Annotated in this window: 22 protein-coding genes; 16 read left to right on the forward strand and 6 right to left on the reverse strand. The window is 59.9% G+C overall.

Going from position 1 to position 25176, the window contains the following annotated elements:
* Window positions 1-138: 138 nt before the first annotated feature.
* From HGP17_RS15180 to HGP17_RS15215, 8 genes are all read left to right on the forward strand, one after another.
* Window positions 139-1386 (forward strand): efflux RND transporter periplasmic adaptor subunit, encoded by a 1248-nt coding sequence (locus tag HGP17_RS15180; RefSeq protein ID WP_168810326.1) that lies wholly within the window; start codon window positions 139-141, stop codon window positions 1384-1386.
* An 8-nt stretch (window positions 1387-1394) separates the two neighbouring features.
* Entirely contained in the window at window positions 1395-4553 is a 3159-nt protein-coding gene (locus HGP17_RS15185; protein WP_168810327.1) for an efflux RND transporter permease subunit, read from the forward strand.
* 368 nt (window positions 4554-4921) lie between these two features.
* Window positions 4922-6628: an EAL domain-containing protein gene (locus tag HGP17_RS15190; protein WP_168810329.1), complete on the forward strand. Its 1707-nt coding sequence runs from the start codon at window positions 4922-4924 to the stop codon at window positions 6626-6628.
* Between the two features lie 44 nt (window positions 6629-6672).
* A complete protein-coding gene (locus tag HGP17_RS15195) occupies window positions 6673-7179 on the forward strand; it encodes a ubiquinone biosynthesis methyltransferase UbiE (protein WP_168810902.1) in 507 nt (168 codons plus the stop codon).
* The gene (locus HGP17_RS15200; RefSeq protein WP_168810331.1) at window positions 7176-8351 is read left to right on the forward strand and encodes a class I SAM-dependent methyltransferase; all 1176 of its coding nucleotides are present in this window, start codon (window positions 7176-7178) and stop codon (window positions 8349-8351) included. The genes HGP17_RS15195 and HGP17_RS15200 overlap by 4 nt, the downstream gene beginning before the upstream one ends.
* A complete protein-coding gene (locus HGP17_RS15205) occupies window positions 8348-10708 on the forward strand; it encodes a SpoIIE family protein phosphatase (protein ID WP_168810333.1) in 2361 nt (786 codons plus the stop codon). Before HGP17_RS15200 ends, HGP17_RS15205 begins: the two co-directional genes overlap by 4 nt.
* 4 nt (window positions 10709-10712) lie before the next feature.
* Complete coding sequence (locus tag HGP17_RS15210; protein ID WP_168810335.1) at window positions 10713-11267, forward strand: ATP-binding protein; 555 nt, start codon at window positions 10713-10715, stop codon at window positions 11265-11267.
* 18 nt (window positions 11268-11285) lie between these two features.
* Complete coding sequence (locus tag HGP17_RS15215) at window positions 11286-11624, forward strand: hypothetical protein (protein WP_168810337.1); 339 nt, start codon at window positions 11286-11288, stop codon at window positions 11622-11624.
* On the opposite strand, the gene HGP17_RS15220 is transcribed toward HGP17_RS15215, so the two are convergent.
* Window positions 11600-12385, reverse strand: coding sequence for a metallophosphoesterase (locus HGP17_RS15220; protein ID WP_168810339.1), 786 nt, complete (start codon window positions 12383-12385; stop codon window positions 11600-11602). The two genes, HGP17_RS15215 and HGP17_RS15220, sit on opposite strands and share 25 nt — an antisense overlap.
* 126 nt (window positions 12386-12511) lie before the next feature.
* Between HGP17_RS15220 and HGP17_RS15225 the strand changes: the two genes are divergently transcribed.
* Window positions 12512-13234, forward strand: a complete 723-nt coding sequence (locus HGP17_RS15225; protein WP_168810341.1) for a helix-turn-helix transcriptional regulator — start codon at window positions 12512-12514, stop codon at window positions 13232-13234.
* Window positions 13235-13260: 26 nt separating this feature from the next.
* Here HGP17_RS15225 and HGP17_RS15230 read toward each other — a convergent pair whose 3' ends face one another.
* The gene (locus tag HGP17_RS15230) at window positions 13261-13530 is read right to left on the reverse strand and encodes a hypothetical protein (protein WP_246704111.1); all 270 of its coding nucleotides are present in this window, start codon (window positions 13528-13530) and stop codon (window positions 13261-13263) included.
* Entirely contained in the window at window positions 13530-14327 is a 798-nt protein-coding gene (locus HGP17_RS15235; protein WP_168810343.1) for a thioredoxin family protein, read from the reverse strand. Before HGP17_RS15235 ends, HGP17_RS15230 begins: the two co-directional genes overlap by 1 nt.
* A 109-nt stretch (window positions 14328-14436) precedes the next feature.
* Here HGP17_RS15235 and HGP17_RS15240 point away from each other — a divergent pair, with 109 nt between their 5' ends.
* Both HGP17_RS15240 and HGP17_RS15245 read left to right on the forward strand, forming a co-directional pair.
* Window positions 14437-15657, forward strand: a complete 1221-nt coding sequence (locus tag HGP17_RS15240) for a helix-turn-helix domain-containing protein (RefSeq protein ID WP_168810345.1) — start codon at window positions 14437-14439, stop codon at window positions 15655-15657.
* 46 nt (window positions 15658-15703) lie between these two features.
* On the forward strand, window positions 15704-16336 hold the full coding sequence (locus tag HGP17_RS15245) for a PQQ-binding-like beta-propeller repeat protein (protein ID WP_168810347.1): 633 nt from the start codon (window positions 15704-15706) through the stop codon (window positions 16334-16336).
* 56 nt (window positions 16337-16392) lie between these two features.
* Here HGP17_RS15245 and HGP17_RS15250 read toward each other — a convergent pair whose 3' ends face one another.
* Entirely contained in the window at window positions 16393-16872 is a 480-nt protein-coding gene (locus tag HGP17_RS15250; RefSeq protein WP_168810349.1) for a VOC family protein, read from the reverse strand.
* A gap of 172 nt (window positions 16873-17044) precedes the next feature.
* On the opposite strand from HGP17_RS15250, the gene HGP17_RS15255 reads away from it, so the two are divergent.
* The 3 genes from HGP17_RS15255 (at window position 17045) to HGP17_RS15265 (ending at window position 19812) form a co-directional block, all read left to right on the forward strand.
* Entirely contained in the window at window positions 17045-17953 is a 909-nt protein-coding gene (locus tag HGP17_RS15255; RefSeq protein ID WP_168810351.1) for a transcriptional regulator GcvA, read from the forward strand.
* Window positions 17954-18025: 72 nt separating this feature from the next.
* Window positions 18026-18727: a GntR family transcriptional regulator gene (locus tag HGP17_RS15260; RefSeq protein ID WP_168810353.1), complete on the forward strand. Its 702-nt coding sequence runs from the start codon at window positions 18026-18028 to the stop codon at window positions 18725-18727.
* Between the two features lie 122 nt (window positions 18728-18849).
* Entirely contained in the window at window positions 18850-19812 is a 963-nt protein-coding gene (locus HGP17_RS15265; RefSeq protein WP_168810355.1) for a dihydrodipicolinate synthase family protein, read from the forward strand.
* 92 nt (window positions 19813-19904) lie between these two features.
* Here HGP17_RS15265 and HGP17_RS15270 read toward each other — a convergent pair whose 3' ends face one another.
* Complete coding sequence (locus tag HGP17_RS15270; protein WP_168810357.1) at window positions 19905-20942, reverse strand: Ldh family oxidoreductase; 1038 nt, start codon at window positions 20940-20942, stop codon at window positions 19905-19907.
* 409 nt (window positions 20943-21351) lie between these two features.
* Here HGP17_RS15270 and HGP17_RS15275 point away from each other — a divergent pair, with 409 nt between their 5' ends.
* Both HGP17_RS15275 and HGP17_RS15280 read left to right on the forward strand, forming a co-directional pair.
* On the forward strand, window positions 21352-22593 hold the full coding sequence (locus HGP17_RS15275; protein WP_168810359.1) for an FAD-binding oxidoreductase: 1242 nt from the start codon (window positions 21352-21354) through the stop codon (window positions 22591-22593).
* A 69-nt stretch (window positions 22594-22662) separates the two neighbouring features.
* Complete coding sequence (locus HGP17_RS15280; protein ID WP_168810361.1) at window positions 22663-24360, forward strand: aconitase X; 1698 nt, start codon at window positions 22663-22665, stop codon at window positions 24358-24360.
* 42 nt (window positions 24361-24402) lie between these two features.
* On the opposite strand, the gene HGP17_RS15285 is transcribed toward HGP17_RS15280, so the two are convergent.
* Window positions 24403-25164 carry an SDR family oxidoreductase gene (locus HGP17_RS15285; protein WP_168810363.1) on the reverse strand — a complete coding sequence of 254 codons (762 nt, stop codon included), beginning with the start codon at window positions 25162-25164 and terminating at the stop codon, window positions 24403-24405.
* Window positions 25165-25176 lie beyond the last annotated feature (12 nt).

Here is a 25176-nt window from a genome sequence, read left to right on the forward strand (position 1 = left end):
TTAGTCCAGCCGGCACTCATTGCGGGCTGCGAGCGCGCGACTGATTTCAACGTTTGACTGACCGCAGACTGTCGCACGCTGGCGGCGGAGCGGTCTCATCTTCCCATCCGATTTAGGTCTGAACTCAATGAGGGTTTCATGAGAGAGTATCTACCGCGCGCTACGGTCTGCGGAATTATGGCGCTGTTGCTGGCCGGCTGTAACGAGCAGCCGGCATCACAGGCCAATCGCGCCGTAGCAAAACCGGAGATCAGTGCGGTGACATTGCGCCCGCAGTCGGTGGCAATCACCGCCGATCTGCCCGGCCGTATCAGCGCCAATCTCGTCGCCGAGGTCCGCCCCCAGGTTGGCGGCATCATCCGCAACCGCAATTTCAAGGAGGGCAGCGAGGTCAGGGCCGGCGACGTTCTTTATGAGATCGATCCGGCATCCTACCAGGCGACCTACGACAGCGCGCTCGCGGCCTTGCGGCGCGCTGAAGCTGCGATCCCGAACGCCCAGGCGAGATTGGACCGTTACAAGGGGCTCAGCGCTCAAAGTGCGGTCAGCCAGCAGAACACCGACGACGCGCAGGCCACCTTCGTTCAGGCGCAAGCGGATGTTGCTTCTGCAAGGGCAGCGCTCGAAACGGCGCGGATCAATCTCGACTATACGAGAATCCGCGCACCGATTTCGGGCCGTGTCGACGCATCGACGGTGACAGTGGGTGCACTTGTCACTGCCGAACAGACGACGGCGCTGACGACGATCCGCCAGCTTGATCCCATTAATGTCGACGTCACGCAATCGAGCACCAACCTGCTGAGGTTTCGCCGCGCCATCGAAGAGGGGCGCCTGAAGAGCAGCGGCGACAATGTCTCGGTGCATCTGACGTTGGAGGATGGTTCGCAATATCGGCAGGCTGGAAGTCTCGAATTCGCCGAATCCGCAGTCGCCGAGACGGTCGGCACGATCAATGTCAGGGCCATTTTTCCTAATCCCGATCGCGTCCTCCTGCCCGGCATGTATGTGCGGGCGAAGATCGAGGAGGGCGTGGCGGAAAACAGCTTCCTGGTGCCGCAGCGCGCCGTCTTCCGCAATAGCAAAGGCGAGCCCACGGCCTTTTTCGTCAATGCTGACGGGAAAGTGCAGCAACGTGCTCTGACCATCCAGCGTAATGTCGGAAACAACTGGCTTGTCGGCGAGGGCGTGAGGGACGGCGACCGTGTGGTCGTCGAAGGCAGCCAGCGCATCCGCGATGGCCAGGATGTCAATGTGGCGTCGGTTACCGTCGACCCGGCCAGCGGCAATCTCGAGCAGGCATCCGCCGTCAATCAGCAGACATCCGCACAGCAGCGCAACATTGACGGTTCCGCTGGAACCGTCGCTGCTAGCGCGACGAATTGAGGTCAACGATGTCTCGTTTCTTCATCGACCGACCTGTCTTTGCCTGGGTTATTTCCATTGTCATCATGCTGGCAGGGGCGCTATCCATCCTGACGCTTTCCGTGTCGCAATACCCTCAGATCGCGCCGACGACTGTGCGCATCACCGCCACCTATGCCGGGGCCGATGCGGCAACCGTCGAAAACTCGGTGACAAAGGTCATCGAGCAGGGCATGACCGGCATCGATAATCTCGATTACATGGCATCCACTTCGACGGCGACCGGCCAGGCGTCAATTTCTCTGACGTTCACCAACAAGGCGGATCCCGACGTTGCGCAGATGCAGGTGCAGAACAAGCTGCAGCTCGTCACCGCGCAGTTGCCGCAGACCGTGCAGTCTACGGGCATCACCGTTTCCAAGTCGACGACCAGCTTTTTCATGGTCATCGCCTTCGTCTCGAAAGATGCGAAGCTGACGCCAACCGACCTTGCCGACTATATCGACAGTTCGCTGAACGATACATTGAAGCGAGTGCCGGGCGTCGGCGATACGCAGATCTTCGGTGCTCGATATGCGATGCGCATCTGGGTCGATCCAGACAAGCTGCTCAAGTATCAGCTGATGACCTCCGATGTCGTCTCGGCGATAGAAGCGCAGAACGTGCAGGTCTCATCAGGTCAGCTGGGCGCGCTCCCGCAACTCGACGGACAGCAGCTCAATGCGACCATCACTGCCGGCAGCCGCCTGCAAACGACGCAGGAATTCGAGAACATCATCCTGAAGAGCTTGCCCGACGGTTCGCTGGTCAGGATCAATGATGTCGCCACGGTACAATTCGGAGCCGACAGCTACATCACCTCAGGCGTCTACAACGGTTTGCCCGCAGCCGGTCTCGGCGTGAGCCTGGCAACGGGTGCCAATGCGATCGATACCGCGGCAGCGGTTCAATCAACCATCAACACCTTGAAGGAGACACTGCCGCCGAATGTCGAGGTGGTTTACCCGTACGACACGACGCCATTCGTGAAGCTGTCGATCGAGGATGTGGTCAAGACGCTGTTCGAAGCAATCGTGCTTGTCTTCATCGTCATGTTCGTCTTCCTGCAGAACATCCGCGCCACCTTGATCCCGACGCTCGCCGTCCCTGTCGTGCTGCTCGGCACCTTCGGCGTGCTCTCCGTCTTCGGCTATTCCATCAATACGTTGACGATGTTCGGCATGGTGCTGGCCATCGGCCTTCTCGTCGATGACGCCATCGTCGTGGTCGAGAATGTCGAGCGCGTCATGGAGGAAGAAGGATTGTCGCCGCGCGAGGCGACGATCAAGTCGATGCAGGAAATCACCGGCGCCTTGATCGGCATCGCCACGGTGCTGTCGGCGGTGTTCATCCCGATGGCCTTCTTCTCCGGCTCCGTCGGCATCATCTACCGTCAGTTCTCGGTGACGATCGTCTCGGCGATGGTGCTGTCGGTCATCGTCGCCCTGATCCTGACGCCGGCGCTGTGCGCGACGCTTCTGAAGAAGCCGGCGCATGGGGCCAAGGAGCGCGGCCTGTTCGGCTGGTTCAACCGGAATTTCGAGCGGGCGACGCTGCGCTACCGGCGTGGCATCAACGGCATGATCCGTTATACCGTCGTGTTCCTACTGATCTTCGTGATGATCGGCGGCGCCGTCGCCTACCTGTTCAACCGCCTTCCCAGCTCGTTCCTGCCTGAAGAGGATCAGGGGCGTCTGCTCACCAGCATTCAGCTTCCTCCCGGCGCGACTGCTGACCGCACCAGGAAGGTACTCGACCAGGTGATGGCTTATTATCTCAACAATGAGAAGGACTATGTCGACGGCGTCTTTGGAAGTGTCGGCTTCAATTTCAGCGGTCAGGGTCAGAACGTCGCCATCGCCTTCGTCGATCTCAAGGATTTCGACAAGCGGACCACGCCGCAATCTTCTGCCCAGGCGCTCGCCCGGCGTGCGATGGCGGCGTTCTCGAAGATCAAGGACGGCAGCGTGTTTGCATTGGCGCCGCCCGCCATTCCCGGCTTCGGCAGCTCGAGCGGCTTCGACTTCTCCATAAAAGATATCAATAGTGCGGGCCATGCGCAGTTGATGGCGGCACGCGGCCAGGTTCTGGCCGCGGCGTCGGCCAGTCCACTTCTCAGCGGAACGCGTCCGAACGGACTGGACGATACGCCGCAATACGCTGTCCATATCGACCAGGAGAAAGCGCGAGCCCTGAACATCGATCTCGCCGATATCAATGCAACGCTGTCGACAGCGTGGGGCGGTACCTACGTCAACGACTTCGTCGACCGTGGCCGCGTCAAGCGCGTCTATGTCCAGGGCGACCGAAAGTTTCGCATGCAGCCCGATGATTTCGATCGCTGGTATGTGCGCAACTCCGGTGGCGACATGGTGCCATTTTCCGCGTTTGCGACCGGAAGCTGGGTCAGCGGCTCGCCGCGTCTCGAGCGCTATAACGGCTCGTCTGCCGTCGAAATCCAGGGTGCGGCCGCTCCCGGCGTTTCCTCCGGCGACGCCATGAACGAGATCGACAAGATCATGGCAACCTTGCCGCCCGGCTTCAGCCATGAATGGACCAGCCTGTCGGCCCAGGAAAAACTCTCGGGCAACCAGGCAAGCCAGCTCTACGCGATCTCCATCCTCGTCGTCTTCCTGGCGCTGGCAGCTCTCTACGAGAGCTGGTCGATCCCGCTCGCCGTCATGCTCTCGGTTCCGATCGGCATCTTCGGCGCGCTCCTGGCCGCGACCATCTTCGGCCAGTCGAACGACGTCTACTTCAAGGTCGGTCTGCTGACGACCATCGGCCTGGCGGCCAAGAACGCCATCCTGATCGTCGAATTCGCCATCGAGCAGCAGAACCATGGCAAGAGCCTGATCGATGCGACGCTCGAGGCATCGCGTCAGCGCCTGCGGCCGATCCTGATGACCTCGCTCGCCTTCATCCTCGGCGTTCTGCCGCTGGCCATCGCCAACGGTGCCGGCTCGGGCAGCCAGAACTCCATCGGCATTGGTGTCATGGGCGGCATGATCTCCGCAACCGTCCTCGGCGTCTTCTTCATCCCGCTGCTCTTCGTCTCCGTCAGACGCGTCTTCAAGGGCAAGAAAAAGACTGACGCCGCAAATCCGCAGCCGGAAATTGCTTCTGCTGCGGCAGATGCCGCGCCTTGATAGAGGTTCCCCGGTGCGGCATTGCCGTACCGGGGTCTAATGCAATCCGGCGCCTTAAGGGCCTATCCTACACACAGCGTTCAAGCACTTGCAGGCGGCAATGTGCCCCGAGCGGCCCTCTGCCCACGAATGAAACAACCGGCATTCTTTTGCAGTCTTTGCTGAGTATATCTTTCTGCACGCATTGCTAAAAAAAGATACGGTAATATATTCGTTTAGAGCAGTTGCCACATTCTGGTAAGATATTCCCTGCGTCCGTGTGTTCGATGAGACGCGCCTCTTAATGCGTGTAGGTTTCGAAGCAGGGCTGGAACCAAGCGGGGATAGCCGCCAGATATTGCGTGGCTGGTTTGGGAGGACGAGGCCATATGCCGGAGAACCGTGCCGATCGGTCGCAGCGAGTTCCAAGAGAGTCCGAATCTGGCAGCGGTTTCGAGGCGATGATTTCACTTTGGGATCTCGATCTCAAATTGATCGATTCCTCTCGCCAGTTCCAGGATCAGCTTGGGCTTTCGTCGCGCAAGGGTCTGAGCCTTTGGGAAGCCTATCCGGCGCTCGCCAAGCCGGCCTGGGCCGCGATCATTCGGCAGGTTATCGACACCGGCACATCACAGACGATCCAGCTGCCCGTATCCAAGCCCGGCAGACGGGATTTCCTGCTGTCCTACATCGAGACCGGCCTACTGATTATCGAGACCAACAGCGCAGGCACCACCAGAAGCCTCTGGAACGAAGGCAATGAGAGAGCACGGCTTATCCACCAGGCGACTCACGATGTTCTGACCGGCCTTCCCAATCGCCGCCAGTTCAGCGCCGAATTGGCACAGCTGCTTCCGGCCGATGGCGATACGTGCGGACCGGCATTGATGCAGCTTGATCTGGATGACTTCAAACCCGTGAACGACACGCTCGGACACGGCGCCGGCGATATCTTGCTGCAGCTCGCCGCCGAAAGGATCAAGGGCGCGCTCGACCATAACGGAACCGTCTACCGTCTCGCCGGAGACGAATTCGCCATCATTCAGGTCGGCTTGGAAGAGGCAGGAGAGGCGGAGACGCTCGCCGAAGCGCTGGTCAACGAATTCAAGAAGCCATTCACCGTCAATGGTATCTCGCTCTTTGTCGGGGTCAGCGTCGGCATCGCCATCGCCCCGCGCGACGGCAATGAGGGAGAGCAGCTGATGAAGGCCGCCGACGTGGCCCTCTACGCCGCCAAGAAGGAGGGGCGCCGCCGGGCGCGAACCTTCGACCCGAGCATGCTGATCGTCGTCGAACAAAGGGAGCTGCTGCGGCGCAGCCTTCGCGTGGCGCTGCAGCGGGACGAATTCTTCATCGAGTATCAGCCGCTGGTCGAGCTTCCGTCCAACGTAGCGGGCTTCGAGGCGTTGCTGCGTTGGCGGCATCCGACACTCGGCATCATTCCTCCAGCCGCCTTCATCCCGATGGCGGAGGCGGATGGGCTGATGAGCGAAATCGGGCAGTGGATGCTGGAGGAGGCCTGCCGTGAGGCTCTGACGTGGCCCGGGCACTATACGCTCGCGGTCAACCTCTCGCCGGCGGAGTTTCTCACGCCTGGCTTAACCGATCGCATTTCGCAAACGCTCGATGTTGTCGGCTTCCCGGCAGAACGGCTGGAGCTTGAGATCACCGAGGGCGTGCTCCTGGAACGAACGACCAACAATCTCGACACGCTCAATACGTTGAATGTACTCGGCATTCAAATTTCGCTCGATGATTTCGGCACGGAATATTCATCTCTGAGCTATCTCAAGAATTTCCCCTTTGATACGATCAAGATCGACAGGTATTTTATCAAGGATATTTTGCAGGATGCCAAAAGCCAGACGATCGTGCGTTCGGTAATCGGGCTGGCCCATGGTCTCGATATGCGTGTGACGGCCGAGGGCGTGGAAACGCCACAGCAGGCCGTGTGGTTGCAGCACGAAGGCTGTGACCGCTTGCAGGGATTTTGCATCAGCCCGCCGCTTCCGGCCGACCGGCTCGATGACTTCATCCGGCAGGGCGCGCGTCTTCATTCGGCCGCGGCTTCCGACGAGCCTCGCGCCAGCCTCTGAATTTCTGAAATGCTTTTCATCCAGGAGTTTCTCAAGTGGATACCATGGAAACCAAGGCGGAAAAGGCTTTTGAGCCGCTGCTCGAACTGGAAATGGAGATGGCGAGCTTTGCGGCCGACTGGCTGTATTGCGATCAATGCTCCGCCTATGTTGCCAGCATGGTCAGCCACGACCGCAACGACCCGATCCGTCATGCCAATCTGCTGTCGGCAGCGTTGAACGAGTTGTTCGAGATGTCGTTCCACGCCAAGGAGCGGAGCGGTGTGCTCACCTGCCGCTTCTGCCGCAACGGCGCGACCGAGCGGATCGAATTGACCTTTCCCTGTTCGGCCGAACGTCGCGGTTTTTATGAAGCGATCGTCGCACGCATAAGGGGCGGACAGGCGCTTGCAAGCTATCTCGACGTGATTACCAGCGACGACGCGCTCAGCGAACACGCAATTCTTCTCGGCCTGGCCGTCAACTACGACGCCGACATCGAGCTTCTTGCGCGCGATACCGGCATGCTGACCTTCGTGGTCGATCTGACGCTTGAGAGGTTACTCAATTGAGCACTCCTTCATCTCATGCGTTTACCGCGCAATTCGATGTCAACAATCAGGAATTCGCGCTTACCGGCGTCTTGCGGCCGCATTCCGTCGCCGAACTTGCCGACGATCTCGCCTTGCTGCGGAACGGCATCGAAACCGTCAACGGTGTCTGCTATATCAACCTGAAGCGTGTGGTTCATATGAACAACACGGCGTTTCGCGCGCTGACGCGCGTGCTCGTGGATGCCACGCGTTCCAGACCCGATCTGAAGCTGATCGTTGTTGCCTCGAGCGTCGTCGCCTGGGCGGCGCGATTGTTTCATCATCTCAGCGCTCTCTCGCCGAATATCGTCTTCGAAATCTACGATTCCGCCTTCTATCCCGGCCAGACATTCGTCGAGAACCAGAGCTTCATCCCGATTCTGAGGACCCAGACCAAGATGACCTGGCGGCATGAGCGTGAAATATTGCCGCGCCACGGCCTGCGTGAAGGTCTCGATATCGCCGATATCTGCTGTGGTATCGGCGACTTCGCCATGCTTATACGCAAGGATTTCAAGCCGGCGCGGATCGTGGCGCTCGATCATTCCACAGCCAGCCTCGACTATGCCAGGGCGGTGGCCAGGGATTTCGGTGTCGATGATATCGAATATACCTATGGCGATGCGTCTCAGATGCTGTTTGAAAGCAATCAGTTCGACTTCGTAACCTGCCGTCATTCACTGCAGATCTTCGACCGCCCTGATGTGCTGCTGCGCGAACTCTATCGTATCTGCAAGCCCGGCGGCCGGGTCTACATCACCAACGAGAAGAATTCCCATTGCCTCGGCGAGCCGAGGGCAGATACCATCCAATGGACATACAACGAGGTGGCGAAATTGTTTTCCCATTTCGATATGGATGTCGAGATGGGGCCGAAGGGACGCCGCATGCTGCTGGATGCCGGCTTCACCGACGTGAAGATGGAAAGCTTCATGGTCACCAATCTCGATGGCGATCCGCAGGATTTCGCCGACATCATCACGGCATGGCAGAATGTCTATGCCGACGAGATGGCGGTCAGACGAGGCGATTCCGCCGATTTCATCGAACAGTTCAAACAGGGCTTTCAAGATCACATCTTCGCGGCCCTGCATCCGAGAGGCTATGCTGGCTGGCCGATTTGGGCCTCATCGGGACAAAAGCCACTATGACGGAAACGCCGATCGCCAAGCCCCTGCTCGGAATGCGCTCCTTTCGCGCCAAGTTTCTGGTCGTCGTCGGAGGCGCCGTTCTCTTCGATCTATTGGTCAGCGGTGGCCTTGCGCTTTGGAACGTGCAGCGCCTGTCGCGCAATGCCACGGCAGAGGTGGGGCAGGGCCTCGAAAAGGCCAGCCAGGATTATATCCGCTCCTATACGGATTCGACAGCCACACAGGTCAGTCTGCTGCTCGATCAGGTTCACTCCGACGTCAAGGCCCTGGCCGGCGTCCTTCAAGGACAGATCGATAACCCAACGCGAAACGGCAATGTTGGTCTGGCGATATCCGAGGCCTCGCCCGGTGCAGTGACCGTTACCTACAACGCCGCGGGCCAATGGGCGCAGAACGCTCCCGGATCGCCGTCGGTCGTGAGCGTCTGGGGTTATCTGCTCGACAAGGACCACCATCCTCTGCCCCAGGTGCAGTCCGATATCGAATGGAGCGCGGTTCTCGATCTTGTCGCGCCGTCGCTGTTGCATAATGGCGCGTCGAAGCTGCAGATGTACTATATCGGCCCGAAAGAGCGGCCTATCTTTCGCACTGCGCCGTATACCGCCCAGGCGCAAACCTTCGACCGGCTCTATCCGGGTCACAACAGCTCCGCTTTCTGGACCTTCTTCTTCCCGGGTCTTTATGAATCCTGGCAGCAATGGGCGGTGACCCCATCGTCGCGGCCGGTTGCCGATTACATCACACAGACCGCGCCCTACACCGATGCGATCACCGGAAAACTGATCGTCAGCTTTTTCCATCCGCTCTGGACTCCGGACCGGCATGGCGTTGCGGGTGCGGCGGGCGCCGATATCACCCTGACCCAGCTTGCCGAGATCGTCGAAAACGTGAAGGTCGCCAAAAGCGGCTTCGGGTTCCTGACCATGTCGAACGGAAACGTGGTCGCGATCAATCCGGTCGGAGAGAAGGTCATCGGCCTGCGCGCCTCGAATGAGGCGGCCAACAAGGGCGTCACCGGCCTGGATCGATCCCTGCGCAACAGCACGCAAAAGGCGATCGCAAATCTGCCGCTCGATGCCGACGGCGCAATCCAGCATATTTCGCTCAAGGAAGACGGCGAGGACGTACCCTATCTTGTCGTCGTCAAACAGCTGCATGCGACCAATCTATGGGTCGATGGGCCGGTGCAGCGCGATGTCATGTCGCTTGGGATCGTCGTTCCGGAGCGTGAAATTTACGCGTCGCTCATTGCGGCGACCGATGAGATATCGCGGGCTACCAATCGCATTCTGCTTTATCAGATCGCTGCTGTTCTCGTCTCTTTGATGATCGTGACGGCTGCCGTCTTTGCCGTGTCGAAGCGCATCACCAGCGGCATCAGCGCGCTGGCGGGCGCCGCCAAACGCATCCAGGCCAAGGATTATTCGGTCAGGGTCGATATTCCGAGCAAGGACGAGGTGGCCGAAGCCGGGCTTGCCTTCAACCGGATGGCCGAGGATATCAGCTTCCATACGGAAAACCTCGAGAAGCTGGTTGCCGACCGCACCAAGGAAATCGAGGCCGCCAAGGAAGAGATTTCCGCCCTCAACAACCAGCTGAAAAGCGAGAACCTGCGGCTCGGTGCCGAGCTTGATGTGGCCCGCCAGATCCAGCTCATGGTTTTGCCCCGGGCCAAGGAATTGACCGAGGTCAAGAACCTGGAAATTGCCGCCTATATGCGTCCGGCCGACGAAGTTGGAGGGGATTATTATGACGTGCTGCAGAACGGCAAGAACCTGAAGATCGGCATCGGCGATGTGACCGGTCACGGGCTCGAAAGCGGCGTGTTGATGCTGATGGTTCAATCGATCGCCCGCGCGCTGCAGGAGGCCGGTGAGAAAGACCCGGCGAAATTCCTGACCGACCTTAACCGCACCATCTTCAAGAATATCGAGCGGACCAAGACCGACAAACACATCACGCTGTCATTCCTCGACTATGATGGTGAGCGATTGACCATATCCGGTCAGCACGAGGACATGATCATCGTGCGCCAGAATGGCAATGTCGAGCGCATCGAGACCGGAGATCTCGGTCTTCCGGTCGGCCTTGAAGCGGATATCTCGCCGTTCATAGACACACGGGAGATCCCGTTCGGAACCGGCGATATGGTCGTTCTGCATACGGACGGGGTGACCGAAGCGGAAAATTCGCGCGGCGAGCTTTTCGGTTTTGAGCGCCTTTTGGAAGATGCCCGCCGGCTGCACGGCGGGACAGCCGAGGAAGTGGTCAAAGGCATTCTCGATGACCTGATGGCCTATATCGGTACGCAGAAGATCCATGACGATATTACCCTCGTGGTAATGCGACACAGGTGAAGCCATGACGACAGTACTGTACGGCAAGGAAGATCTCGTCTCGTTCGATAGCGCCCGTGCGCTTCGGTTGAAGCTGTTGGATGGTCCGCTTCACCTCGCGTGGCGCCATTCCGCCCTGACATCGGACTTTATCGCCGAGACGATGGCTCTCAGCTTTCGTTCGTCGGAGCGGCATTACAAGACGATCCGCCACGACATCGGCTATCTGACCAACGAGCTGATCGAAAACTCCATCAAATTTCGCGTTGCGGGCGATATCGTGATCGAGACCCTGGTGGACGCTCATGAGTTCAAGATGCGGATCGTAAACCTCATCGACGAGGAGGCCGCTGACAAATTCCAGCAATTGCTGACGAAGGTTACCGCAGGAGATCCCGGCGATCTGCTCATCGAGCAGATCGAGGCAAGTGTGCTGACCGGCGGCAATGTGTCAGGTCTGGGTTTGTTGACGCTGATGAGTGATTATCAGGCTCATATGGCCTGGCGTTTTGATCAGGATCATTCGTATAAGCGGACAAGAGTGCAAACTTATGCCACCATGGCAATTTCATCCGCATGAATCCACGAGAGGCCGTCTATGGAAATCAAGCAAGAAGCGTTCCGCGTCTGGTCAGAGGGCAATGTTCTCTATTTCGACGGAACCATGCGCCTGGCAGGCCCCGATGCCTATGCGCCGGTCTATGATCTGGCGACCAAGGTGCTGTTCGATGGCAGAGGCAAGGCTACTTTCGATCTCACAGGCCTGGATTTCCTCAATTCCTCGGGCATCAACCTGCTTGCTAAATTGACGATCGAGGCACGCAAGCACCCGGACATTCATCTGACGGTATGCGGCTCGTCGCAAATTCCGTGGCAGATGAAGTCCCTGCCGAACCTGAAGAAGCTGCATCCTCATCTGGATCTGCGACTGACCTGATCTGCGGTAAGCATGACGGTTTGCGTCTCCATGCGGGCGTCTTCAAATGTCAGCATCTGATAACCGAAGGTTTCAGGATCCGTCTGCAGCGTCTCTGACGCCTTGACGATCTGATAGGAGGTTGACGGCGTCACAAACTGGCGGATATTCGCGTCTCCGGTCGCGTCGTACATGTGGTAGTGACCGCAGAAGATCGATATCTTGCATCGGCTATCAAGCAGCAGCGACCTGGTCTCCTCCCGGTCCCGCAATGCCGCGCCGCTTTTGTCCACGGGCGTATCCAGCGGCAGGACCGGGTGATGCGCAAATAGCACGGCAGTTTCGACGCTAACGAGCTCATCGGCGAGCCAGGCTCGCTGGCTTCCTCCCAACTCACCAACCGACGTGTCGATGAAAATCTGTTTCAGAGAACCGTCGATGCGCGAGTAGCAGAGTTTTCCCTCCACGGCATTGTCGCAATCCCAGTACTGCCTGACGTTCGCGTAAGCGTCGTGATTGCCAAGAATGACCGATATCTCGAAGTCGTATCGCTCCAAGAGCTCGAAGAAGCGCGGCACAGAGTCTGCCGTGCCGATGTCGCCGCCAAAGACGATCCTGGAAATGCCCCTTTCGGCGATATCGTCGAGAACCCGCCGCAGGTGATCCCAGTGCTCTTCGGGCTCGCTATCGTAACGCATCTTGCCGCCGGCGATCGCGTCGGCCATGACCAGCTTCTGTCCCAGGTGGGTGTCGGTGAAATGGGCAATCGTCGTCTTGGCCATGCTTGTGCTCCGGTCTGCAAATCTTTCACGAAATCTAGCGGCAGAAGGAGGGCGATGTTTCGACACGTGTCGAAGCATGCGGGCACAGTTCCTGCTATTCTGCCGGCTGAAACAGGGAGCCTCGTGATGGGTTCACATCCGAATATCGCCTCAACCGCCGCCTTGATCGCCGATCCCGCCCGAGCCATCATGCTCGTCGCTTTACTGGACGGTCATCCAAGGCCTGCCGGTGAACTCGCCTATTGCGCCGGTGTGACCGCACAAACGGCCAGTTCGCATCTGGGGAAGTTGCTGGCGGGAGGCCTTCTGGCGGTCGAGACCGAAGGGCGGCATCGCTATTATCGGCTAGCCGGCCCGCATGTCGCACTGACGATCGAAAGCCTGGCCTCGATAGGTCCTGTCGAGATCGTCCGTCGAAGGGCATTGACCCGCGAGGCGCAGAAATTGCGGTTCGCCCGTTGCTGCTACGACCATCTGGCCGGCCGACTGGGCGTTGCCGTCACGCAGGGGATGCTCGAAAGGGGCTTTCTCGCAATTGGTGAAGGGAAGCGGTTCGACGTGACCGTAGCTGGCGCCGAATGGTTCGGGCGAATGGGGCTCGACGTCGCCAAGATTAAGCCTACCCGTGCCGGGCTTGCGCGACAGTGCCTCGACTGGACGGAACGGCAGCATCACCTTGCCGGTCCACTTGGCGTCCACTTCACCCGGCTGCTCTGCGTGGAGACATGGGTAAGGCGGGAAAAAACGTCGCGTGCCGTCGAGGTGACGCCGAAAGGCTGGCGTTGCCTCAAAGAGCATTTCGGTATCGAGGAGCAGGCCGTTGCCGCAGCCGATCTTGGAAAGACCTAGCGGATGCAATCAGTCTTATGGCCCATTCACGCGTCATGGCCATTGCTGCCCCTGATGAAAAGCTTCAGCCATGCGCCGAGGTGAAACAGACTCATCAGCAGATACATAAACACCATGCCGGTGAGCATTGAGCTGCCTTGCATCGAGCAGATCATGCCGTCATCTGCGTTGTATGCGCTCAGCAGCGCCATGCCCGCGAAGATCGGGGTGGCCGCAAGCTGCAGCCCGCGCGCGGCCTGGCGCAGGCCGGCGGCATATGCGCAGGCCCTTAGGTTAATTGCAGCCCATCCAGACATCAGCTTGCTCCATAGCGATCGTGATGGCGCCACCACACACCGGTCTCGTTGCGGCCAAGCGGGGCGCGGTCGAGCCATTGATAGACGCCCCAAAGGCCATCCAGCCCGCGAGCGTAGGACGAATAGGTGTGGTAGATGTCGTCACCTTGGATCGCAAAGGCACTGACTCCTGGCCGGTCGCGGGTGTAGGTGGGGACATCCGTTCCGGTCATCGACGCCATCTGTTCCACTGGACCCTCGCTATCGCGCAACTCCCACTGCTGCACCTTCTTGCCAGCCAACGGCTTGGGCATAGGAGGCTCGCGCCGGTAATTATACTCGATGCCGCCGTCACGCTGTTCCTCCGGCGTGAACCAGACATTGAAATCATGATTGAAATCGCTGTTGGCCGAAGAGGCCCAATCGAAGGTCCAGCCCATCCGTTGTCTGAATTCCAGCAGTTTGGCGAGCGGTGCCCGCGACACGGCGGAAAAGGCGACATCATGGTTTTCAAGATGCACGGCAATGCCGTTGAAGCCATCGGCGATCGATGAGCAGGACGGGCAGCCGGCCGCATAATCCGGTCCGAACATGAAATGATAGACGAGGAGTTGCGAGCGCCCCTTGAAGAGAGCGGATAACGGAACCGCCCCTTGCTCGGTGTCCAGCCGATAGTCTTTTTCGATCTTTACCCAGGGCAGCTGCTGGCGGCGTTCGGCGACGTCATCGCTGCGTCTCGTCAGCTCCTTTTCCTGCTCCAGCAGGGAAAGCCTTGCGGAAAGCCATTCCCGGCGCGTTCCAGTTCTGTGCATTGTCATGGTTCGTCTCCTGGTGAGGCTAGAGCGGGCGCTACACTTGTCGCCCGATGAGGAATACCCTACCGCTAGGAGCAGGAAGGGTGGGAGTTACAAGTGTGACGGGATTTCGATGGACTCGCTGATCGTTGCGGCTGCCCAGGCGCTTGCCGCCGGCGATGCTCTGGGAGCGATGAAGCGGGTGGCTTTGCGCAACGATGCGCCGGCGCTGGCGCTTCGTGGCATCGCCATGGCCCAACTCGGTGACTTCGATCGTGCAAAGATATTGCTCAAGAGCGCAACCCGCGCCTTTGGCCCTCGTGAGACCGTGGCCCGTGCCCGTTGCATTGTGGCCGAGGCCGAGATCGCGCTCGTCTCGCGCGATCTTGGCTGGCCGGAAAAGACGCTTGAAACGGCGCGGGCGACCCTTGAAAGACGAGGCGATCATGTCAACGCTGCTCATGCCCGCAATTTGCAGATACGCCGTCTGCTGCTTGTCGGCCATCTCGATGAGGCTGAGAGGCTGCTTGGCGGGCTCGATCCCTCGCCACTGCCCCCGGCGGCAAGGGCCAGCCATGAGCTTGCGGTTGCCGGGATTGCTATTCGCCGGCTCCGCACCCGCCAAGCCCATACTGCACTGAAGCGGGCGGCGGAGGCCGCGCAAGCGTCCGGCATCCCTGCGCTTGTCGTCGAGGTGCAGGATGCGGCGCTTGCGATGAACGTCCCGGTTGCGCGGATGATTGCGAATGGCATCGAGCGTCCGCTGTTTCTAAGCGACGTGGAAGAGCTGTTATCCTCCGAGACGTTGGTCGTCGACGCGTGTCGAAATGTTGTGCGCGCCGGCGGCGAAATCGTGCCGTTGGCGAGCCGGCCGGTATTGTTCACGCTTGCGCGCGTTCTTGCCGAAGCCGCACCTACCGACGTACCCCGCGCCGCCCTGATTTTGAGGGCGTTTCGCGCCCGCTATGCCGATGAGTCCCATCGGGCGCGTTTGAGGGTCGAGATAGGAAGGCTGCGTGCCGCATTGGAAATGCTTGCCGATATCGACGCCACGTCGCGCGGCTTTGCGCTGACTGCGCGGGGGAAACGCGATATCGTCGTGTTGGCGCCGCCGGTAGACGTGGAGCACGCGGCACTGCTTGCCCTGCTCGCCGATGGAGAGGCGTGGTCAAGCTCCGCGCTGGCAATTGCACTCGAGATGAGCCCGCGCACCGTGCAGCGGGCACTCGATGCATTGGCCACCGGTGGGATGGCCCAGGCTGTCGGCAATGGTCGCGCCCGGCGCTGGATGATGCCGCCGGTCGTCGGCTTCCCGACAACATTGTTACTCCCGGGGCCGCTGCCGAGCGACTAGGGTTTCACCATCAAGCGCAATCGATGCCGAGTGGAGGATAGATACAGTGAAGAAGTCTCACGCCGAAATCATTCGCGAATACGGCCCGTTCGATGATGCCCCGAGGGTTAACGGCGTCACTTTCGATGGCCGGCATGTCTGGTTCGCATCCGGCGAGAAGCTGCACGCGCTGGACCCGGAAAGCGGTGCGCAAGTGCGTACCATCGATGTCGCCTCACACGCAGGCACTGCCTTCGACGGGCGTTATCTTTACCAGATCGCCGAGGATCGGATCCATAAGATCGATCCGGAAACCGGAAAGGTGCTGTCGACCATTCCCGCCCCCGGCAACGGCGGTGATTCAGGCCTTGCCTGGTGCGAGGGCAGCCTGTGGGTCGGCCAGCATCGCGGTCGCAAGATCATCGAGATCGACCCCGAAACCGGTGCTATCAGACGCTCGATCGAATCCAACCGTATCGTCACCGGCGTCACCTGGGTCGATGGCGAACTCTGGCACGGCACCTGGGAGGGAGATGAAAGCGATGTGCGCCGCATCGATCCGGTCACCGGCGAGGTGCTGGAACGACTGGAAATGCCGGATGGTGCGGGCGTGTCGGGGCTCGAATCCGATGGCAGGGATCGCCTCTTTGCCGGTGGTGGCGGCAGCGGCAAAGTCAGGGCGATCCGCCGCCCACGTTAAGTCTCGGGATCGCGAGACACTTTCGAGCGATCGGGGGGAGGCTTGAAGGAAGGGCTTTAGCCCGCATATGCCGCTTCTATGTCGGCAAGGATGATTTTCTTCATCTTGTGCATGGCCTGCATGGCGCGCTCCGCCTTGACGCGATCGGCATCGCCGATCAACCGAAGCATGGCAGCGGGCGTTACCTGCCAATAGACACCGAACTTGTCCTGCAGCCAACCACAGGGATGCTCGACCCCGCCATCTGCCGTTAACGCGTCCCAGTAATAATCCGTCTCTTTCTGATCCTCGGTTTGAATGAAGAACGAGACGGCTTCGTTGAATTTATCGCCAGGGCCTGCATCGAGCGCTCGAAAGTGAACGCCTTCCAGATCGAAGTCGTAGGTTGCCACCGGCACCCTGCGCTTCGGTCCTGAAACCCAATCCGTCGTTTGCATGCTCTGCAGCGCCTTCCCATTCTTGAAGACGGATAGGTAAAAGTCTCGAGCCTCTTCGGCCTCGGCGTTGAACCAGAGGAAAGGTAGGATTGTTGCCATGGTCGTTGCTCCACATCGTTCGTTGATGGATAGTCACATATGCAGACGTTCCTCTGTCATCTTGCGGCGAGGAATCTGCTTCATTTGTTGAGACAATACCGATCTCGACGGCTGGACGACAAACCAATTTTCGGCAATGATTTGTGAGTGATGATCACAAATGAGATGAGCTATGCCCAGAAAGTTGCCGCCTCTCAATGCGTTGCCGAGTTTCGAGGCCGCCGCGCGGCACCTGAGCTTTTCCAGGGCGGCGGAAGAACTGAACGTCACCCATGGTGCGGTCAGTCGTGCAATCAAGCACATCGAAGAACAACTCGATGTTCAGTTGTTCGAAAGGGCGACGCGCTCGGTGCGCCTCACGGCGATCGGCGAACCATATGCTGAGGCCGTCCGCGAAGCGTTGGACCTTCTGGCGGCTGCAACAAAGTCTGCCTCGGCCAGGCACCTCGACAATACCCTCAACGTCAGCACGTCGGACGGTTTCGCGGGCCGGTGGCTGGTGCCGCGGCTCTATCGGTTTCATCAGGCGAACCGCGATATCGATGTACGCATATCGACGACCGGGCGTCTGACGAATTTCAGGGATGACGGCATCGATATCGCGATCCGCTATGGCACGGGAAATTATCCGGGGCTGACATCCGAGCTTCTAACGGGAGAAGAGGTCTTCCCCGTTTGCAGCCCGCGTCTTCTCGATGGAGACCGACCGCTGCGTTCGCCGGAAGATCTGAAGTATCATACGTTGATCCATGACGGCTTTCCGATTGATTGGGCGACATGGCTCCGGAGCGCCGATGTCACCACTGTGGATGCCGAGGGTGGATTGACCTTCGATTCCGCGACCTTCGCGATGGAATCCGCGGCCCAGGGCGAGGGCGTTGCGCTGGGGCGGACCATGCTTGTTGCGGCAGATCTTGCCGCAGGACGGCTCATCCGGCCGTTCAGGCATGCGCTTCAATCTCCATCGCAATTTTTCCTCGTCTATCCGCCGCGTGCGATCCGTCAACACAAGATCAAGACGTTCCGGAATTGGCTTTTCGCCGAAATGACGTCTTCTGTCGCAAAGCCGGAACCGAAGTGACGAGCCGCAAGCGGCGTTGATTTACCGCGCACGCGCCTTTATTCCTCACGATAAAAGAGAGGTCAGTTAGCCATGGACAATGAATCAGGCCCGCGGAACGAGCGCAAACGCGGCTCCGGCGTTAAAGTGGTTTACGACATTCTGCGTGACGAGATCCTGCATCTGGAATTGCCGCCAGGCAGCCCCATTGACGAGGTGCAGCTTTCCGAGCGCTTCGGCATGTCGCGCACGCCGATCCGCGAGGCTCTTGTGCGGCTGGCAGGCGAGGGCCTGATCGATACGTTGCCAAATCGCTCGACCATGGTCTCGCAGATCGATTTTCTCAACATGCATAGCTATTTCGACGCGCTGGTGCTGATGTACCGCGTGACAACGCAGCTTGCCGCGCAATACCACCGGCCGGAGGATCTCCTGATCGTGCGGGCGCGCCAGGCGGAATTCGCCGACGCCGTGGAGGCGCAGGATGCCCTTGCGATGATCTCGACCAACGCCGCCCTGCATCTGGCCATCGCCGAGGCCGGCCGCAATCCTTATTTTACGGCTCTTTTCAGCCGTCTGTTGAATGAAGGTCGGCGTATTCTTCGCCTTTATTATCAGTCCTACGAGGATCGCCTGCCACGCCGATTTGTCGACGAGCATGATGAGATCATCGCGGCCGTCGAAGCCCGCGATAGCGCATTGTCCGAGCGACTCGCTCGTGAGCATGCCGAACAGATCGTCAGTCAGGTGCAGAAATTGCTGGTGCGGGAAGGACGTCTCGATATCCGGCTATAGTCTGAATATTTCTTGTCGACAAAATAAATACAAGTCTGTATGAATTGGCAATGACGGCAAGAGACCGCCGCGCATGCGGCGGAACTATCGCCCGGCTATTAGGCCCCAACGAGGACAGATCGATGAAATCAAGCATTTTCTCCGGTGTGATCCCGGCGCTCATGACTCCGTGCAAACCGGACCGCAGCCCCGATTTCGATGCTCTCGTCCGCAAGGGCAAGGAGCTCATCGCCAAGGGCATGTCGGCGGTGGTGTATTGTGGTTCCATGGGTGACTGGCCGCTGCTGACCGACGCGCAGCGCATGGAAGGTGTCGAGCGGCTGACGAAGGCGGGTGTCCCGGTCATCGTTGGCACGGGCGCCGTCAATACGGCATCGGCGGTCGCTCACGCGGCTCATGCCCAGAAGGTCGGAGCCAAGGGTCTGATGGTCATCCCGCGTGTGCTTTCGCGCGGCTCGGTGATCGCGGCGCAGAAGTCGCATTTCAAGGCCGTCCTGTCGGCGGCACCCGATCTCCCGGCCGTGATTTACAATAGCCCCTATTACGGATTTGCCACCCGTGCCGACCTGTTCTTTGCGCTTCGCGCTGAGCATGCCAACCTCGTCGGCTTCAAGGAGTTCGGCGGGCCTGCCGACATGCGTTACGCCGCCGAAAACATCACCAGCCGCGACGACGACGTCTCGTTGATGATCGGTGTCGATACCGCAGTGTTCCACGGCTTCGTCAATTGTGGTGCGACCGGTGCCATCACCGGCATCGGCAATGTCCTTCCCAGTGAAGTGATTCATCTCTGTAACCTCGCGCAAGCCGCTGCGAAGGGTGATGTCGATGCACGCCAGCGCGCACTCGAACTGGAGCAGGCGCTGGCGGTTCTGTCGTCCTTCGACGAAGGTCCGGACTTGGTTCTCTTCTTCAAGCATATGATGGTGCTGCAGGGCGACGTGGAATACACGCTTCATTTCAATGAAAGCGATGTTCTGAACGACAGCCAGCGCGGTTATGTCGAGGCTCAGTTCAAGCTCTTCAACACGTGGTACGCCGAGTGGAGCAAACTTCCCGGAGCCGTCGAGAAATACAAGGCCTGAGCTGATTGATTGATATGACAGCTGAAATGGAAAGAAGCCCTTGCGGGCCTCTTTTTCTTGTCCTGCGGGCAGACCAAAGCTCTTCCTATTCGTCAAGAGACTGCGTCAAGGCCGAGTTCCAGTAGTCGATCGAGTTGCTGCACTTCCGCTGCCGTCAGCGGGATGCCATCCTTTTCCGCACGAGCGCGGGCGGTGAAGCGGCGCTGGGACGGCAGGCGCGCGCCTTGGCCGGCGATTGCTTCGAACAGCACTTCTGCGCGGGCAAACGGATCGCCCGGCCGTCCGGAGGCGAAAGCCTCTGGCGAGAACGCAACGACGAGTTCGCCGTGTCGCGGGGCAAAGGCCGTCGAGCCGAGATAGTCAAGCGCCTCGCGGCTGGTGAAATCTCCGATCATGATGCCTGCCAAAAGCTCGATCATCGTACCGATCGCCGAGCCCTTGTGGCCGCCAAAGGGCAACATGGCGCCGGCAAGGGCAGCTTGCGGATCTGTCGTCGGCTGTCCAGCTGCATCGATCGCCCAACCTTCCGGAAGTGACTTTCCTGCCCGCCGATGAAGTTCGATTTCACCCCGTGCCGCAACCGATGTGGCAAAATCAAAGACGTAAGGTGGATTATCGATGCGCGGCCAACCGAAGGCGAAAGGGTTTGTCCCCAGGAGCGGTGCGGTCCCGCCGGCCGGCGCAACGGTTGCGTAGCTTGGGCACATGGCAAAGCCGGCAAGGCCCTGGTCTGTCAAGGCTTCCACTTCCGGCCAAAGGGCTGCGAAATGCGTGCAGTCGTTGATGGCAAGTGCGGCAATACCGAAGTGGCGCGCGCGCTCGGCAAGAACGGGAACGCCGAGCTCGAAGGCAGCGTTGGAAAAGCCGCCCTTGGCATCGACCTTGACGATTGCCGACGCCTCGCTCTGCGCCAGTTTGGGCACGACATCCGGCCGGACCTTGCCGGCCTTGACCGTACGCAACACGCCCTCGATGCGATAAATGCCGTGCGATTTGCAGGCATCGCGTTCGCCGGCGACGATCACCCGGGCGATCGCGGCCGCTTGTGCGGCGTGGAAACCGGCCTTTGTCAGGATTGCCACGACACGGCTATGCAATGCATCCGGTTTCAGGGTGACGGTATCGGTCAATTTCGTTCTCCCATTTTTATGTTCGCTTGCATCATAGTCTTGAAAAATATAAATACAAAAAAAATACAAAAAATCGACATAGGGGCTGCAACTGTTGTGGCGCCTGCCGATTCCTCAGAGGGAATGCCATGGAATTTCTCTCCGCCAATGCCGAGATGTCAGGACATTCGACGCGCGACAGTGCCGCCAGGAGCGCTTGCCATGCCGCCTGAAGGTATGTTGTTTATCAGCGCTCTATCCGCGCGGTATCCCATATCGAAGAGGAGACCATACCCATGATCCGCATGCGTGAAGCGGCCCTGACGCGAGACCGATTGGTATGCAGGATCTATCGCCGTTGCGCCATGATGGCGGCGGGCAGCGGGATGCAATCTTCGGATAGGCTCAAGTCTATAGCGGGTGTGTGTTCATGGTGAAGCCGGACGTCATTGTCATTGGGGCCGGCGTCATCGGCCTTTCTGCCGCGATTGCAGCTCAATCTCGCGGTCTGGTGGTTGTGGTCGTTGATCGGGAGGGACCGGCGGCCGGCGCTTCGGCTGGGAACGCCGGCGCTTTCGCCTTTACGGATATCCTGCCGCTGGCGTCCCCCGGCATTTTGAAGAAGGCGCCGAAATGGCTTCTGGATCCCCTGGGTCCGCTGTCGATACCGCCTGCCTATGCGCTGCAGATTGCGCCCTGGATGTTCCGGTTCTGGCGCGCCTGCCAGCCCTCGCGCGTTGCCCACTCGACCGCGGCGCAGACAAGCCTGATGGATCTTTCAAAGGCGGAACTGGAGCCCTTCCTGGTTGCGACCGACACGCTCCCGATGCTGCGCAAGGAAGGCAATCTCCAGGTCTATGAAAGCGAGGCGGAATTCCAGGCTTCTCTGCCCGGCTGGGAGGCTCGCCGCAATCACGGCATTGAATTCCAGCATCTGAAAGCGGGAGAGATGGTGGCGATCCAGCCGGGGCTTGCGTCACGTTTCATACTCGGCACCTTCACCCCCGGTTGGTATTCGATTGCCGATCCCAAACTCTATACGCTGGCGCTCGCCGAGCACTTTAGCAGCCGTGGCGGTGTGATCGAGCGGGCAGAGATTTCAGCACTTCGCGCGATCCCTGCTGGTGTCGAGGTGCTTGCGGCCGATGGAAAGTTGCGTCGGGCCGGCAAGGTCGTTCTGGCCGCCGGTGCTTTCTCGCATCGGCTCGCCAAAACGCTCGGGGACCATATCCCGCTGGAGACCGAACGCGGCTACAACACGACGCTTCCATCCGATGCTTTCGACCTGCGTACGCAGATAACCTTCGGAGGACATGGCTTCGTCGTCAGCAAACTTTCGACCGGCATTCGCGTTGGTGGTGCGGTCGAGCTGGGCGGTTTGGCCTTGCCGCCGAATTTCCGGCGCTCCGAAGCCATGCTGCAAAAGGCCCGCAGCTTCCTGCCGGGTCTCAAACCGGAACGTGGCGTGCAATGGATGGGGTTCCGCCCGTCGCTGCCCGACAGTCTCCCTGCCATAGGTCGTGCCCGGGCGACGGCCGACGTCATCTATGCCTTCGGCCATGGCCACCTTGGCTTGACCCAATCAGCGGGCACCGCGCGTTTGATCGCCGATCTTCTAACCCAACGGATGCCGGCAATCGATCTCACGCCTTTTTCCCCACAGCGTTTCTGACAGGAAGGGGTGTCTCCATGCCGCCGCTTGCGCATCAGCGATCGGGCTCCATCGATGGATTATAGCGAGATGAACGCAATGGCATTGGCCCGCAGCATCATGGGCGGGACCGCGGAGGGGCATGTCGTCGCCACGCAGGAGGCCCTGAGCTTCTGGGGCGGGGTCGATCCTGCGACGGGCAAAGTCATGGATATCCACCATCCTTTGCACGGCGAATGCCTCACCGGCGCAATCCTGATGATGCCGTCGAGCCGCGGATCCTGCAGCGGCTCTGGCGTGCTGCTCGATCTCGCGCTCACCGGACGCGCACCGACGGCCTTGCTCTTTTGCGAGGCCGAAGACGTTTTGACCCTCGGTGCTCTTGTCGCCGCTGAAATGTTCGGGCGGCAATTGCCGGTCGTGCGGCTTCGCCCGGATGTCTTCGCCCGCTTGTCTCAGGCGCGCTCCATCAGGGTGGAAGCCGCTGCCATCGTGGCGGACGGCGAGAGCATTCTTCTTCAGCCACCTGCGACGTCTGAACTCAGCCTCACAATACGTGATCGGTCCATGCTTGATGGCGATGAAGGTGTCGCGGTTGCCCAGGCCATGCGCATATTAACCGCCATGGCCGCACAACAGGGCGCAGGCTCTTTTGTTGACGTAACGCAGGGCCATATCGACGGCTGTATTTATGCAAGTCCGGCGAATCTCACCTTCGCTGAAAAAATGGCCGACCTCGGCGGACGTGTACGAATACCGACCACCATGAACGCCATTTCCGTTGACCGCGCCAATTGGAGGTCGCAGGGTGTACCCGAAAGCTTCGGCAACCCGGCTGCGCGGCTGGCTGATGCCTATGTGCGCATGGGCTGTCGTCCGACCTTTACCTGCTCACCTTACCTTCTCGATAGTGCGCCAGGCCCGGGCGAGGCCGTCGGCTGGGCAGAGTCCAATGCGGTCATTTTCGCCAACAGTGTTCTCGGCGCAAGGACGGCCAAGCACCCGGATTTCCTCGACCTCTGCATCGCGCTGACGGGCCGTGCGCCGTTGTCCGGCGTTTACCTGGATGAAAACCGCAAGGCGACCCGCATTCTCGATATCGAGCTCCCCGCACGGCCTGAAGATGCCTTCTGGCCGCTAATCGGTTATCTCGCCGGCAAGGCCTCGCCGGATCGGATCCCGTTGCTCCGCGGTCTTGCGGCCGGCAATCCGTCTCGGGACGACTTGAAGGCGCTCTGCGCCGCCTTCGGCACGACGTCTGCTGCTCCCATGCTGCACATCGAAGGTGTCACGCCGGAGGCTGCCGGTGCCCTGGATCCCGATGCGGATCGCCTGCCCATCACGCTTGCCGACATGGCAGTCGGCTGGAGGATGCTCAACGAAGGCCCGGAAGCGATCCAGCTCGTCGCTATTGGCAGCCCACACGCTTCGCTCGCCGAGTGTCGCGCACTTGCAGATGCTTTTTCCGGCCGGCACCGTCTGCCTGACGTTAATGTTATCGTCACGGCGGGGCGCGATGTCATCGCGGCCGCCGAGGCTGACGGCACGCTGACGCGGCTCAGAGGGAGCGGCGTACAGGTTTTACCCGACCTCTGCTGGTGCTCCATTTCTGAACCGGTCTTTCCACCGGGGACGCGTGCGGTGATGACCAACTCGGGCAAATATGCACACTATGGACCGGGTCTTAGCGGTCGCGCCGTGCGTTTCGGCAGCCTCGCCGATTGTGTCGATGCGGCTGTCGCCGGGCATCTGGCCGTGAGACTGCCGAGCTGGCTGACGCAGGAATAACGGTGCATTGACTGCTGCACCGACCCATCCACGCCCGTAGACCTAAACGACCGTTTCGCCGCCATCGACAACGAGGATCTGTCCCGTCATGTAGGACGAACGATCCGAAACGAGGAAGAGGATCGGTTCGGCAATCTCCGAAACGTCGGCCCATCGTCCGAGTGGCACCTTTTCGGCAATATAGCCTTCGATGGCACTGCGCCCTCCCATCTGTGAGATGAACGGCGCGTTGAAGGGCGTGTCGACCCAACCGGGGCAGAGCGCGTTGACGCGGATGCCGAAGCGGGCATAGTCCCCCGCCATCTGCTTGGTCATCGCGATGACCGCATGCTTGGAAGTGGTATAGGCGATCATCTCGCGATCATAGAGCACGCCCGATGACGACGAGGTATTGAGGATGACCCCCTTGCCGGCCTTTTTCATGATCGGCATGACGAAGCGCGAAGCCATGAAATGCGCACGCACATTGAGGCTCCAGGACGTATCGAAGCCCGCGATTGCGACGTCTTCCAAATTGCCTGCCACCTGCGAGCCTGCATGATTGTGCAGGATATCAATGCGGCCGTGGCGCAATGCAATGGCTGTCATGCCCGCTTCCAGGGCTTTGTCATCTGTCACATCGACGGCGAGGGCTTCGCCGTTGCCGCCGGCAGTCGCGATCTGGCGGACGGTCTCCTCGGCATTTGCCAAATCGATGTCGGCGACAATCACATGCGCGCCTTCCCGCGCCATGATCAGCGCGCCGGCGCGGCCGATGCCGGAGCCGGCTCCCGTGACGATTGCGACCCGATCCTTGAGTATCATGTGTTTTCCCTG

Source organism: Rhizobium sp. P38BS-XIX (genome assembly GCF_012641435.1).
Lineage (GTDB): Bacteria > Pseudomonadota > Alphaproteobacteria > Rhizobiales > Rhizobiaceae > Rhizobium.